Annotated in this window: 11 protein-coding genes; 5 read left to right on the top strand and 6 right to left on the bottom strand. The window is 71.0% G+C overall.

Going from position 1 to position 13,792, the window contains the following annotated elements; all coding sequences use genetic code 11:
- Positions 1-68: 68 nt before the first annotated feature.
- The 3 genes from ABZZ74_RS33325 to ABZZ74_RS33315 form a co-directional block, all read right to left on the bottom strand.
- Positions 69-1,676 carry an RICIN domain-containing protein gene (locus tag ABZZ74_RS33325; protein WP_356771348.1) on the bottom strand — a complete coding sequence of 536 codons (1,608 nt, stop codon included), beginning with the start codon at positions 1,674-1,676 and terminating at the stop codon, positions 69-71.
- A gap of 500 nt (positions 1,677-2,176) precedes the next feature.
- Positions 2,177-2,554, bottom strand: a complete 378-nt coding sequence (locus tag ABZZ74_RS33320) for a toxin Doc (protein WP_208781384.1) — start codon at positions 2,552-2,554, stop codon at positions 2,177-2,179.
- A 3-nt stretch (positions 2,555-2,557) separates the two neighbouring features.
- On the bottom strand, positions 2,558-2,803 hold the full coding sequence (locus tag ABZZ74_RS33315; protein ID WP_133043640.1) for a hypothetical protein: 246 nt from the start codon (positions 2,801-2,803) through the stop codon (positions 2,558-2,560).
- Positions 2,804-2,949: 146 nt separating this feature from the next.
- Here ABZZ74_RS33315 and ABZZ74_RS33310 point away from each other — a divergent pair, with 146 nt between their 5' ends.
- Both ABZZ74_RS33310 and ABZZ74_RS33305 read left to right on the top strand, forming a co-directional pair.
- Positions 2,950-3,441 carry a methylated-DNA--[protein]-cysteine S-methyltransferase gene (locus ABZZ74_RS33310; RefSeq protein ID WP_356771345.1) on the top strand — a complete coding sequence of 164 codons (492 nt, stop codon included), beginning with the start codon at positions 2,950-2,952 and terminating at the stop codon, positions 3,439-3,441.
- Positions 3,442-3,455: 14 nt separating this feature from the next.
- Entirely contained in the window at positions 3,456-4,178 is a 723-nt protein-coding gene (locus ABZZ74_RS33305) for a 2OG-Fe(II) oxygenase (protein WP_356771343.1), read from the top strand.
- Here the strand turns inward: ABZZ74_RS33305 and ABZZ74_RS33300 are convergent.
- The gene (locus ABZZ74_RS33300; RefSeq protein WP_356771341.1) at positions 4,175-4,798 is read right to left on the bottom strand and encodes a hemerythrin domain-containing protein; all 624 of its coding nucleotides are present in this window, start codon (positions 4,796-4,798) and stop codon (positions 4,175-4,177) included. The genes ABZZ74_RS33305 and ABZZ74_RS33300 overlap by 4 nt on opposite strands.
- Positions 4,799-4,969: 171 nt before the next feature.
- On the opposite strand from ABZZ74_RS33300, the gene sigJ reads away from it, so the two are divergent.
- From sigJ to ABZZ74_RS33285, 3 genes are all read left to right on the top strand, one after another.
- Positions 4,970-5,878 (top strand): RNA polymerase sigma factor SigJ, encoded by a 909-nt coding sequence (gene sigJ / locus ABZZ74_RS33295; RefSeq protein WP_356771339.1) that lies wholly within the window; start codon positions 4,970-4,972, stop codon positions 5,876-5,878.
- Entirely contained in the window at positions 5,875-7,344 is a 1,470-nt protein-coding gene (locus tag ABZZ74_RS33290; protein ID WP_356771337.1) for a cytochrome bc complex cytochrome b subunit, read from the top strand. The genes sigJ and ABZZ74_RS33290 overlap by 4 nt, the downstream gene beginning before the upstream one ends.
- Before the next feature lie 66 nt (positions 7,345-7,410).
- The gene (locus ABZZ74_RS33285) at positions 7,411-8,199 is read left to right on the top strand and encodes a hypothetical protein (protein ID WP_356771335.1); all 789 of its coding nucleotides are present in this window, start codon (positions 7,411-7,413) and stop codon (positions 8,197-8,199) included.
- Here ABZZ74_RS33285 and ABZZ74_RS33280 read toward each other — a convergent pair.
- Complete coding sequence (locus ABZZ74_RS33280) at positions 8,100-10,343, bottom strand: glycoside hydrolase family 9 protein (RefSeq protein WP_356771333.1); 2,244 nt, start codon at positions 10,341-10,343, stop codon at positions 8,100-8,102. The genes ABZZ74_RS33285 and ABZZ74_RS33280 overlap by 100 nt on opposite strands.
- 150 nt (positions 10,344-10,493) lie before the next feature.
- Positions 10,494-13,592, bottom strand: a complete 3,099-nt coding sequence (locus tag ABZZ74_RS33275) for a glycoside hydrolase family 2 TIM barrel-domain containing protein (protein WP_356771331.1) — start codon at positions 13,590-13,592, stop codon at positions 10,494-10,496.
- Positions 13,593-13,792 lie beyond the last annotated feature (200 nt).

Genomic DNA, 13,792 nt, shown 5'->3' with positions numbered 1-13,792 from the left:
CCCGCACGTCGGCGGGCGGGCGGCCGCCGGACATCGTCGGCCGGCGGTCGCCCTGGAGTCCTCCTGCACTACGCCCGCTGCTCGGCCAGTTCGGCGGGCCGCACGGCGGGCTTCTCCGGGCCCGTGATCGAGAGGGAACCCGGGCTGGCGGACGCCGGCGGCTCGGTCAGCCACCGCTGCGCGGCCGAGCCGTCCCGGACCTTGACGACGATGTCGGCTCCCGGATCGTCGGTCGTGGCGGCCAGGGCGAGCTGCTCGTCCCAGCGCGGCAGCAACTCCCCGCGCACGGTGAGGTCGTAGCGCACGTCGTCACCGCCCCCGCACGTGCCGAGGACGACCACACCGGCGTCCACGTGCGAGTCCAGGCACAGGTCGGGGGCCGCCGCGCTGCGCAGCCGTCCGTCGCTGCCGTAGGACCACTGCTGGCTCGCGTCGGTCGAGCAGGCCGCCAGTTCGGTGTCGGCCCCCGCCTTCGGCCGGCCCTTGACGGCGAGGCAGAGGTCGGCGGAGGCATTGCGCAGTCTGGAGTCCCGCGGCACGGTCGGCAGTTCGGCGGTGCCGGGCGAGGACCGGGCGCCGGCACCGGGGGTCGAGCCCTCGCTCGCGCTGGTGGAGGCGGCCGGGTCGACGCCGTCGTCGTGGGACCACATGCCGACGACGGCGACCGTGGCGATCAGTCCGGCGGATGCGACGCCCAGTCCGGTCAGCAGCGCCCGCGAGCTGCGCAACGCGCCCGGGGTGCCGCGGCCGGGCAGCACAATGCGGGGCAGGATGCGGGGGCGGCCGCCGCCGTGCCGGCCGGAACCGCGCGAGCGCGGGGCGCGCGACCGCGTGCCCTGGCCCGCGCGGCCGGGACGGGACTCCAGATAGCGGCGGGCGCCCCAGCCGAGTACGGACTCGGCCAGCAGCACTCCCAGGCCGCCCTCGAAATGGCTCAGTTGTTCGGCGGCGAAACGGCAGTAGCGGCATTCGGTCAGATGTTGCTGGACATCGGGCAGCAACGCTCCGCCACGCCGAATCGGAACGTCGAGGAGACGGTTGTAGAAGCGGCAATCCTTGGTCGGCGCGAGTTCCCTATGGGCATGTACACATCCTTCACGGAAATTTTCCCGCGCCTGTTCGAGTGCGGCCGACGCGGTCTCGGTGTCCATGCCCAGCAGACCGGCCGGGACGGTTATCGCTTCGGCCTCCACCTCGGTGTGCCAGAGCAGACACCGGGCGAGTCCGGGTAGGGTCTGGAATGACCGCTCGGCCAGTTTGCGATTTTCGGGCGTCATCGACTTCGCCGAACGCATGCCGCGGCCGCCGGCGGGTTTCAGCAGCTCCGGCAGAACGGCGGATATCCGGTCCTCCGTCGTCCAGACGCGGACCGTGTCCCGGACGGCCACCAGGAACCGCGGGCGCAGCGCGAGCGCCGGCTCGCCGAGTGCCAGCCGGTCGAGTACCTGGTGGAAGGCGGCCGAGGTCACCATGGAGGCGACCTCGTTCCGGGAGGCGAGGCAGATGGCCGCGTAGTCGCGGGCCGGCTGCCAGTGTCGCGTCATGAGCAGCGCGACGGAGCGTCCGGTCTCACCGTCGGAGCGGCCGCGGAGCCGGGCGGCGACGTTCTCGTCGGATTCTCCCGGAACCCCGCCGGCCGGCGGGTAAGGCGGACGAGGGGGGTGGGGGGTGGCCACTGAGCGAATTCCTTCCCACGCGCATAGGACACACAGGAGTAACAGCCGCCGAAAAGGCCCCCTGGTGGTGCACACCTCTTGGACGGCGAGCGCGAGGATCGTGAATTCGGGTACGTCCGTCGGCCCCTGCTCCCCTCAGCCAGGCGAACGTGTCCCGGCCATTCCCCCCGCACGGGTGGTCAACCCTTGCACAACACACTGATGACCAACAAGGCACTTGAGCAACATCCGCATCTTTGAAGGCACGTCGGATACGGTCGCAACTCGCCTTCCCCGCCCCAGCTTTCCTCATTCCAAGCGCCCCGTGTGAAACAGGCGCACGCGCCGGAGCACCGCGCACGCTCCCGGCGTGCGCGCCCCCGTAGTGCACTGGTGGCGGACCTTCTCGAAAGGCCCCGCGCAGGACGGCGGCTCTCCTGCGCCGCATGGGCCGCCGGCCTTGTTCCTCCCGCCCTCGGCCGGCGGCCCCGGGGGGTGACAGGGCCGTGCGGCCGGGGTCCTCAGATCTGCCAGGAGCGCAGCCGGTCCGCCGCGCCGTAGACATCGGTCTTGCCGTCGATCAGATCGCGGGCGAGATCGACGAGGGCGCCGTAGGGCGGGTCGATGCCGACGCCGCTGACGAACATGTACGCCACGGCGGTCGAGCAGGCGAAGCGGGCGTTGGCCGAGGGCAGCGGCTTGAGCAGCGCGAGGGTGTGCAACAGGGCGGCCGCCCGCCAGGCCGGGTCGGAGTCCACGCCGAGGCGGGGCGGGTCCACGCGGTGCCGGGCCACGGCGGCGACCAGCGCGGAGAAGTCGTTGACGGTCGGCTGGTCCGGCAGGACCTCTTCATGGCGCTGGAGCAGCCAGGGCACGTCGATGTGGATGACGGGTGCCATCGGTCAGGCGACCCGCCCCTCGCCCGTGGCGGATGGTTCGTCCTCGGGGAACGCGGCCGCGAACTCGTCGGCGTGGGAGGCGAAGAAGCGGCGGAACGCCTCCGCCCCTTCCTGCAGGGCCCGGTGCCGGGCTATGTCGGCCGCCGCCGCCTCGCGCACGAGCGCCTTCATCGACGTGCCGCGTTCCTTGGCGATCTGCCGCAGATCCTCGAGTTCACGATCACTGAACTCCACATTCAGGGCTGGCATGCTCTCACGGTACCGCCGAGGTACTCACGCGTAAATACTCCCTGCTCACAGCACCCGTGCGACGGTACCTCAAGAGTCGCTCCGAGAGTGAGGACCACGTCCGATTCCCGCCGGTCGCGACCGGTGCCGCGCAGCAGACTTGAGCCATGAACACGTACACGACCATCGACAGCCCCCTGGGCCAACTGCTGCTGGCGGGGCGGGAGACGACCCTCACCTCGCTGTCCCTGCCGGGGCAGCGGGGCGCGCCGGCCGTCGGCGCGGACTGGCGGCGCGACGACGCGGCCCTCGCCGAGGCGGCCCGGCAGCTCTCCGCCTACTTCGCGGGCCGGCTCACCCGCTTCGACCTCGACCTCGCCCCCGCCGGCACCGGATTCCAGCAGCGGGTGTGGCGGGCCCTGGACGACATCCCGTACGGCACCGCGACCACCTACGGGGAACTCGCCACGCACCTGGAGGTGCCGCGGCACGAGATCCGGGCCGTGGGTGCGGCGATCGGAGCCAACCCCCTGCTGATCGTCCGCCCGTGCCACCGTGTGATCGGCGCCGACGGCTCGATGCGCGGCTACGCGGGCGGAGTCGAGCGCAAGGTGCGGCTGCTCACCCATGAGGGCGCGCTGCAGCCGATGCTGGTGTGACGGAGGGAGACGACGTGACGCTCACCAGGGCCCAGGCCCGAAAGCGGGCCGGCGACACCGACTGGACGGCCCTCGCCACCGAGCTCGACGTGCACGGCAGCGCGCCCACCGGACCGCTGCTCACGCCGGCCGAGTGCCGTGACCTCGCCGCGCTGTACGAGAAGCCGGAGCTGTTCCGGACCACCGTCGACATGGCGCGCCACCGGTTCGGCTCCGGCGAGTACCGGTACTTCACCCACGACCTGCCGGCCCCGGTGGCCGCGCTGCGTGCCGCCCTGTATCCCCGGCTGCTGCCCATCGCCCGGGACTGGGCGGCCCGGCTCGGCCGCCCGGCGCCCTGGCCGGACTCCCTGGAGGAGTGGCTGGAGCGGTGCCATGCGGCCGGGCAGGACCGGTCGGCGCAGATCCTGCTGCGGTACGGAGCGGGCGACTGGAACGCGCTGCACCGGGACGTCTTCGGCGAGCTGGTCTTCCCCCTCCAGGTGGTCGTCGGCCTCGACGTGTACGGCGCCGACTACACCGGAGGCGAGTTCCTCATGGTCGAGCAGCGGCCCCGGGCCCAGTCCCGGGGCACCGCGACCGCGCTGGAATTGGGCCACGGGCTCGTCTTCACCACCCGGGACCGTCCCGTGCGCACCCGGCGCGGCTGGTCGGCCGGGGCGATGCGACACGGGGTGAGCACGGTGCGCTCCGGCCGCAGGCACGCACTGGGCATCGTCTTCCACGACGCGTCCTAGAACGCGTCCTGGACGCCCGCCCACAGCCCCTTGCGACGGTAACTCCCCTCCCAGAACAGCCGGTTGAGGACGCGCACCGGCGCCGGGAGGGAGCCGAAGAAGCGCTCCCGGTCCGCCGGCCCGGCGCCGTCGACGATCCACGGCACGAACACCGAGGCACCGCGCAGCCCTTGGGTCTCGCGCATCCGTCCGGTGAAGGCGCCCCAGTCCGCGGCGGTGAGGACGTCCTGCATCAGCGGCAGCGCGCTGTCCTCCTCGTGCCCCAGATGGTCGTCCAGAGTGGCCGTCAACGCCTTTACCAGGTCGGGCAGTTCGGGTGCCCGGTCGGTCAGCGCCGTGTCGACCGAGGCGAGCAGGGGGTCGATTCGGGCGTGCTCGGCCTCCATGTCGTCGAGCAGGGCGAGGTCGCGGGGGCGCCCGGTGAGGCGTTCCCGTACCCGGGGCCACAGCTCGGCGTCCTCGGCGGTGTGGTGGATGTGCAGCTGCCGGGTGAAGTTCGCCCAGCCGGCCCGGACACCCGGCGTGTGCGCCCTGCCCTCGGCGACCGCCTGCGCGAGGCGCTCGAGATCGCGCCGGAAGGCGTCGTGCGAGGCGTACATGGCGGTGAAGTCGATGCTCATCGGGTCGCTCCTGTCGAATCGGTCTCCCGTGCGGGACTCACGTTCAAGAGGGCGGACCGGCCGGCGAGTGTGACGTCGCTGAGACCTGCGTCACACACCTCCGCTCCGATGTCACATTCGGGCCCTCGGTTCGGGTCGAAGTAGTGAGCGCACCGACGGGGAGGTCCACGTATGTCCGAGAGTTCTGTCGATGAGGCGACCGATGTGTTCATCGGCCATCGCGAGCTGCTGTTCGGCCTGGTCTACAACATGCTGGGCAGCGTCGCCGACACCGAGGACGTGCTGCAGGAGACCTGGCTGTCCTGGACCGGCCGGGGCACCGCGGGCATCGACAACCCGCGCGCCTACCTGGTCCGCATCGCCGTCAACCACGCCCTCCAGCGCCGCGCCGTGATCACCCGACGCCGCGAGACCTACATCGGCCCCTGGCTGCCCGAGCCCCTGGTCGCCGAGGGCGACGGCGCCGAGGACCCGGCCCTGCGCACCGAGTCCGTGTCACTGGCGATGCTGGTCGTCCTGGAGTCGCTGACGCCACTGGAACGCGCGGTGTTCGTACTGAACGAGGTCTTCGGGTACGCCCACACCGAGATCGCGGAGATCATCGACCGCACCCCGGCCGCCGTACGCCAGCTCGCGCACCGCGCCCGGGGGCATGTGCACGCCCGCCGGCCGCTGTACCGGGCGCATCCACGGGTGCGGCGGGAGGCGACCGAGCGGTTCGTGCGGGCGGCGCTCGGCGGGGACATCGCGGAGCTGATGGAGATCCTCGCGCCCGATGTCACGGTGTGGACGGACGGCGGCGGCAGGCGCAGGCCGGCGGGCCTGAAGCCGGTGCACGGCCGGGACAAGGCGGTCCGGCTGATCAACTCCTTCGCCACCCGGGGACGCGGCCCCAGCGACCTCGACCTGCGCTACCGCCGTGTCAACGGCGACGACGCCGCCGTGCTGTTCCAGGGCGACTCCCCGTACGCGGTGATGGTCATGGATCTCACGCCCGACGGCGACCGGGTCAGCGACGTCTACATCGTGACCAACCCCGACAAGCTCACGCACGTGCACAAGGACGAGGAGGCCGAGTGAGCGCCACCGAGACCCCAGGCAAGGGCGAGCGCGTCGCCGACTGGCTCGACGGCCGCCTCGGCATCCACTCGCTGGGCCGCAAGTACCTGCGCAAGGTCTTCCCGGACCACTGGTCCTTCCTGCTGGGGGAGATCTGCCTGTACTGCTTCGTCGTCCTGGTCCTGACCGGGATCTTCCTGACCTTCTTCTTCCATCCGTCGATGAACGAGGTGACGTACCACGGCGGTTACCTGCCGCTGAACGGCGTGCGGATGTCGGAGGCCTACGCCTCCACGGTGCGCCTCAGCTTCGACGTGCGCGGCGGTCTGCTGATCCGGCAGCTGCACCATTGGGCGGCGCTGGTCTTCGTCGCCGGGATGCTGACGCACATGATGCGGCACTTCTTCACCGGGTCGTTCCGCAAGCCCCGGGAGCTCAACTGGCTGTTCGGCTGGGCTCTGCTGTTCCTCGGCCTGTTCGAGGGACTGTTCGGCTACTCGCTGCCGGACGACCTGCTGTCGGGGACGGGGCTGCGCTTCGTCAACGGCGCGCTGCTGTCGGTGCCGATCGTCGGGACGTATCTGTCGATGTTCCTGTTCGGCGGCGAGTTCCCGGGCCATGACATCGTGGCGCGGTTCTACTCGCTGCACATCCTGATCATCCCCGGCATCATGGCCGCGCTCGTCGTGGCCCACCTCATCCTGGTCGTCTACCACAAGCACACGCAGTTCGCGGGGCCCGGGCGGACCGAGCGCAATGTCGTCGGCACTCCGTTCATGCCGGTGTACCTGGCGAAGGCGGGCGGCTTCTTCTTCCTGGTCTTCGGCGCCCTCACGCTGGTCGCGGCGGTGGCGACGATCAACCCGGTCTGGGTCTACGGCCCCTTCCGCCCGGACCAGGTCTCCACGGGTGCCCAGCCCGACTGGTATCTGGGGTTCGCGGAGGGTCTGGTCCGGGTGATGCCGGGGTGGGAGGTCACCCTGTGGGGTCACACGCTGGTCCTGGGCGTCCTGATCCCGGTCGTGGTCTTCCCGCTCCTGCTCGTCTTCATCGGGGTGTACCCGTTCCTGGAGGCACGGGTGACCGGCGACCGGCGCGAGCACCACCTTCTGGATCGCCCGCGCAACCGTCCCGTCCGTACCGGGATCGGGGCGGCCTGGATCAGCCTCTACCTGGTCCTGCTGGCCGGCGGCGGCAACGACATCGTCGCCACCCGCCTCCATCTCTCCATCAACACGGTCACCTGGACGGTCCGGGTCGCGGTGTTCGTCCTCCCGGCGATCGTCTTCGTCGTCACCCGCCGTGTCTGCCTCGGCCTCCAACTCCGCGACAGGGAGCTGGTGCTGCACGGCAGGGAGACCGGCGTGATCAAGCGGATGCCGAACGGCGGGTACGTCGAGGTCCATCAGCCCCTCACCCAGGCCGAGCTGCACACCCTGACCGCGCACCAGCGACCCCGCGAACTCGTCGAGCACGAGCGGCAGTAGCGGGCCGCCGGCGCAACCGCCGAGCGCCTTCCGGTGTCTCCCCCACGGACTCCCGGGCGCGCACCGATGTTCGCCCGCCGCACGCTCGTGGAGGCACCGATGGCCATGGTCGGCCTGTTCTGGATCACCGAGGACTCCGTGTACCTGGGCGCGGAGCCCGCAGGGACGGCCTCTGGGGTCAGGCTGACGGCGGACGGCGTCGAGACCCTGGGCTCCGGGCACGGATCGTCCTGGAGCCGGGCCGAGGTGCGGCGGATCGAGGCCGCCGACGTGGCCGTGCGCTCCGGAGCACGGCGTCTGGCCTCGCTGGCGTGGGACTCGGTGGCCGTCCTGGTGACCGGCGACGGCGAACTTCCCCCGGCCTTCACCGTCCGGGTGGCTGCCGCCGACGGCATCGAGGAGGTGAGCGTCCCCTCGGCCGCCGTCGGCGGCATCCACACACGGGACGAGTACGAGCTCTCCCGCGCCCTCCTGGAACGGATCACCGACAGCCGTGAGGTCGTCGGCGAACTGCTCGCTGGGGCCGGCACCACGCCGCGGAGGGCACCGCGCGCCGCGAGGACCGCGAGGCGCTGCTCCGCAAGTGGGCCGGCGCGCAGGGCCTGCTGCGAAAGTCCCGCCGTCCGCCCGGAGGGCGGGGCCTGTGGCGTCATGGAGTCGCCCGGCGCAAGGTTGTTCGAGCGTGTGGGTGCGCGCTCTCGGCGTGCGGGGCGTCGCGGGGCAGGCGGGACTTTCACAAAAGGCCGTAGGGGTGGTCAGCCCTGGTCGGCGACGAAGGACGCCATGCGGGCCAGGGCCGCGTTCCAGTTGATGGCGGTCTCGTTGGTCGACCAGGACTGGATGTCGTCGATGTAGCAGAACTGGCCGACGCAGCCCTGGAGTTTGCTCTGTGCGTAGGGGTCCTGGATGGAGGAGTTCGGTCCGCCCGCGAGGGTCCCCTTGGGCGGATTCGGCAGGGTCGGGTCGAGTTCGTGGGCGTACCAACGGCTGTGCTGGTTGTGCGAGTTGGCCTCGCCGTAGCCGGTGACGTACGAGATGTTCAGGGCGTTGCGGCCGAGGATGTAGTCCATGCTCTGCGTCGCCCCGTCCCGGTACTTCGCGGCGCCGGTGATGTCGTACGCCGTGGCCAGGACGACCGCGTTGTTGAGGACCTGGGCGCTGGAGCCCCAGTCGTAGACGTTGCCGTCGGGGGCGTAGGGCATCCCGTACGGCTGGGACGTGAGCGTGGCCAGATAGCGGTCGGCGCCCTTCACGACGGACTGGCGCACCTTGTCCCGCCCGGGGAACTTGCTGGGCACCGTGGCCAGGTCGAGCCGCCCGGCCGCCGCCGTCCGGCCCCAGTCGAAGCCGGTCGGGCCGAAGATGTCGGCGGTGTTCAGGGGCGAGGTGCGGACGTAGTCGGCGAACTGCTTCTCCCCCGTGGTGAGATACAGCTCGACGGCCGCCCAGTAGAACTCGTCGGTGGCGTTGGTGTCGTCGTAGGTACCGCCTCCCGTGCCGTCGCTCGCGGAGGCGTACATCGCGGGATGGGCGAGTGCGGCGGTCCACGCCTTGCGCGCGGCGGTCAGGGCCTTCGCGGCGAACGCGCGGTCGTAGGGCCGGTACAGCCGGGCCGCCTGGGCCGCGGTCGCCGCCAGGTTGAGGGTGGCCTGGGTGGACGGCGGGTGCAGCTCACGCTTCTGCGGGTCGTCGCTGGGCAGCAGCGGCAGGCCCGTCCACTGCTCGTCGTGGACCTTGTGGTGGGCCATCCCGGCCAGCGGCCCGCCGTCCGGCACCTGCATCTTCAGCAGGAACTCCAGCTCCCAGCGCGCCTCGTCGAGGACGTCCGGCACCTTGTTGCCGCTCTCCGGGACGGCGAGGGTCCCGTCGCGCAGTCTGCCCGACTCCCCTGTGCGGGCCAGGAGTTCGCGTTCGTACGTGCTCAGCAGCTCCCAGGTGGCGATGCCGCCGTTGACGACGTACTTGCCGTGGTCGCCCGCGTCGTACCAGCCGCCGGTGACGTCGAGCGTGTAGTCGCAGACGCCGGGCTGACAGGGGACGTTCGAGTCGCCCTGGTTGGGCGGGACGTCGACATGGCCGGCGGGCCTGCCGTAGCCCGGGCGCAGGTCGTCGCGGATCGCGATGCCGCTGCGCTGGGTGTAGTAGTACTTAAGCGAGTCCAGCCGCAGCTGCTCGTAGTCACCGGTGCCGATGTCGAACGGGCGGCTGGTCTCCCCGTCGGCCACCAGCGTGAAGCCCTTGCCCGGCTTGCGGTAGGCGCCGAAGTCGATGGAGTGGACGTTCTGCCCGGAGGAGACGTCGACCCCGCGCGGCGCGCTCCAGCCGTGCGCCACGGTGGTTCCGCCGGCGTTCTTCAGCTGCCAGGGCAGCCTGGAGGTGGCGTCGGTGACGAGGGTGGCGTTCTTCGGGCCGGAGGGCAGATAGCCGACCTGGTTGACGCGCACCCGCGGTCCCGTGTCGGGGTGGTACACCTCCGGCGGCACCCCGCCCAGCAGCGACACGTCGTCCATGCACATCCGCCACGCGTCCGCGCTGCCGCCGGCCTGGAAGGCGACCTGCGCCTGGGTGGTGTCGACGGGCGAGGTGAAGGTGTACGCGTAGGTGTCCCCGGAGACCGTCAGCTGCGGGCTGATCTCGAAGTAGGTGTCGTACGGCGACACCTGGAGCCCCACGATCGCCCGCACCACGTGCCCCTCGGGCGAACCGGAGGCCTTGAAGGCGAACCGGTACGACTCCCCCTTCACCAGGGTGACGTCGTTCTGGCCGACGGCGGCGTCCCAGCGGTTCGCGGTGCCGCCGGGGACGTCCGCGCAGAGCTGTCCGTCGGACAGGCCCGCGGTGACGTTGCTCGTCGTCCACCAGGGGGCGGTGGTGGTGTCGAAGGTGCCGTTCTTCAGCTGCTCCACCTCGTCGGCCGCCGCCGGGCCGGCGGGCAGCCCGGTGAGGGTCGCGCCCAGCAGGGCGGCCAGGGTCAGCAGGATGGTTCTGCGTCGTTTCACGTCTGGGCTCCTCGGGTGGAGGGGCGGGTGACGCTCCCAGGAACTGGGTGGGAGCGCTCCCAGATGCGGACGCAGCTCATGTTTGTTCGCGCCATGACACCCCGTCAACGGTCCGGACGGGACGGGTTCCGTCCGGACCGTGGCCCGGGGTCAGCCGGCCGGTACCTCCAGCTTGCTGATGCGCACCGCGCCCGCGGCGGTGCCGGGGTGCGCGCTGGTCAGCGTCAGCCGCAGCCGGGAGCCGCTGCTCGCGTCGAAGGTGATGACGGTGGGCGCGTCCGAGGCGGTGGCCCAGTCGGTCGACGCCCCGGTCACCGGCACATACGTGTGCCCGTTCCACACGGCGACCTCGACGGAGGCGGGCAGGCTGTGGGTGGCGTCGACGGTGAAGGACGCCTCCACCCGGCCGAGGTTCCGGGTGCGTCCGAAGTCGACGGAGACCCAGTCCCGCGTCCGGGCCCCGTTGAAGGCGGGCAGCAGGGCGGTGGCCGACTTGGCGAAGGCATTGGACCAGCCGGTGGCGGGGTCGCCGTCAAGCATCGCCGCGGGAAGGGTGTCCGGGCGGCCGGAGTAACTGGCGTCCGCGTACGGGTAGTTCGGGGCCGCCGGGTAGTCGGGCTCGAACGCGGGGGCCGGTGTGGCCGCGACCGAGCGGGCGGGCGTGGTGCGCACGGTCGCCGTACCGGTCCGCAGACCCGCCGCCCGCGCGGTCACCTTCAGCGAGCCGGGCCTGGTCCCGGAGCGGACGATGGCGAGGGCCTTGCCGTGGAACGCGGTGCGGGTGGTGGCCTGGTAGCGCTCGGCGCTCTCCTCGCGGCCGTTGTCGAGTCCGGCCAGCGAGCCGCCCTTCACGTCGAAGGTGATCAGATGCTCGGCGTCGGGCACCACCACGCCCCGCGCGTCGACGATCTCCGCGGTCACGAACACCAGTGAACGCCCGTCCGCGGCGAGCGACGTACGGTCGGCGGTGAGGCGTACCGCGTGCGCCTCACCCGCGGTGCGCAGCACGTCGGTGGCCACCGCCTTCCCGTTCCGCCGCGCCACCGCCTTCAGTTCGCCCGGTGCGTACGGCACCTTCCAGGTCAGGTGGAGCTTGCCCGCGCTGCCGTTCGGGCTGGTGTAACTGCCCGGATAGGGGCCGCCGGTGACGGTCTTGTCGTCGCCGGTGGCCTCGGTGGTCTCCAGATAGGTGCGGCCGTCGGTGGTCGTCTTGGTGTCGAAGCTCCGGGTGCCGAGGGACGTCCCGTTGAGGAAGAGCTCGACGGTCTCCACGTTGGAGTACGCCCAGACCTCGACCGTGTCACCCTCCTCGTGGTTCCAGGTCATCGGCAGCAGATGGACCATCGGCTCGTCGACCCACTGGCTGCGGAAGAGGTGGTACATGTCCTTGGGGAAGCCGGCCGTGTCGACCGCTCCGAAGAAGGACGCCTTCACCGGGAAGACGTCGTACGGGGTCGGCTCGCCGATGTAGTCGATGCCGGACCACAGGAACTGCCCGGCGAACCACTTGCGGTCACGGTCCTTCTTGTGGCCGTACTCGCCGCTCATGGTCCAGGAGGCGAGGTTGTTGTCGTAGGAGGAGACCTCCCGCCTGCCCGGCGTGTGGTTCTCGCCGGTGTTGAGGTGCTCGGGCTCCTGGTAGGTGCCGCGCGTCGAGGTCTCCGAGGAGGACTCCGACTCGAAGAGGAACAGCTTCGGGTACCTCGCGTGCAGGGCGTCCACCGACTTCGCCGTGTTGTAGTTGAGTCCGAGGCCGTCCAGCTTGGCGAGCATGAGGTCGGCCGCGGAACCGGCGGCGGGCACGGAGTGGTACTTGTTGGAGCCGATGACGACCGGCCGCGTGTCGTCGGCCGCCTTGATCGCGCCGATGATCCGGTCGGCCATCGCCAGCCCCGCCGTGGAGGTGGAGTCGGGGATCTCGTTGCCGATGGACCACAGCACCACGGCCGGTGAGTTGCGGTGCGCGAGGACCATCTCGGTGGCGTCCCGCTCGCACCACTCGTCGAAGAAGCGGCCGTAGTCGTACTTCGTCTTGCCGGTCCTCCAGCAGTCGAAGGCCTCCACCATCATCACGATGCCCAGTTCCTCGCAGACCTGGACGATCTCGGGCGAGGGCGGGTTGTGGGAGGTGCGGAAGGCGTTGACGCCCATCGACTTCATGATGGTCAGCTGTCTGCGCACCGCGTCGGTGCTGATCGCGGAGCCGAGGGCGCCCTGGTCGTGGTGGAGGTCGACGCCCTTGATCTTGGTGTGGGTGCCGTTGAGGGAGAAGCCCTCGTCGGGGTCGAAGCGGTACTCGCGGATACCGAAGGCGGTGCGGCAGGTGTCGACGGTCCTGCCGCCGACGCGCAGTTCGGTCTCCAGGGTGTAGCGGTGGTGCGGGGTCGCGAAGTCCCACAACTTCGGCTTCGGGACGGTGAGTTCGTGTGTCTCGGCGGCCTTGTCGGTGACGGTGGCCGTGGTGGCCGCGCGGGCGACCGTACGGCCGGAGGGGTCCTTCACCGTCGAGCGGATCTCCACCTGGGTCGTGGCGCCCGACTCGTCGACCACCGAGGTCCGGGCCCGTACGACAGCCCGCTCACCGCTGATGTCCGGCGTGGTGACGTACGTGCCCCAGCGCTCCACGTGCACCGGCTCGGTGATGACCAGGCGGGCCTCACGGTAGATGCCGCTGCCGGAGTACCAGCGGCTGCTGGGCAGCTGGTTCTGCACCTTGACCGCGAGCACGTTCTCGGTACTGCCGTCGGTGTGCACGAGACCGGTCAGATCGAGGGCGAAGCCGGTGTAGCCGTAGGGGTGGCGGCCGACCTGGGTGCCGTTGCAGTAGACGTAGGAGTCCATGTAGACGCCGTCGAACTCCACCGAGATCCGCTTGCCGGCGAAGGCGGGCGGCAGGGTGAAGGCCAGCCGGTACCAGCCGAGGCCGCCGGGGAAGAATCCGGTGCCGCTGGTGGTGCCGTACTGGGTGGTGGGGGTCTGTTCGATGCTCCAGTCGTGCGGAACGGCCACCTCGCGCCAGGCCGAGTCGTCGTAGCCGGGGTCGGGGGCGTTGGTGTAGGCACCGGTCGGATCGGTGATGCCGCCCGGATCGACCAGCGCGAAGCGCCAGCCGTCGCGCAGCGGGACCGTGTGCCGGCCGGACGCGCCCCCGGCCGCCGCGGCGGCACGGGCCGCCGGGGTGGCCAGGAGCACACCGGCCGCGGGTGCGGCGGTGGAGGCGAGCAGAACCGATCTGCGAGTGACCGTCATGGCGGCTCTCCCTCATCAGGGCCCAGAAGTACTCACAACTGATCGTGAACAAACAGATTCTGACGGGCTGCCACGCGCGCCCGTCAAGGGTGCGGCGGGCGCCGTTCTGGTTCGCGGGCGACAACGGCCGGTTTTGCCCCTTGACCGGCCGCACGCACACACTCGGGGGTTCCTCGTTCACCGCGGACCGCTTCGCACTA

It is taken from the genome of Streptomyces sp. NPDC006476, assembly GCF_040612015.1.
Classification (GTDB): Bacteria; Actinomycetota; Actinomycetes; order Streptomycetales; family Streptomycetaceae; genus Streptomyces; species Streptomyces griseorubiginosus_B.
Note: the sequence above shows the minus strand (reverse complement) of the source record. Positions and strands in the feature narration are given on the sequence as shown.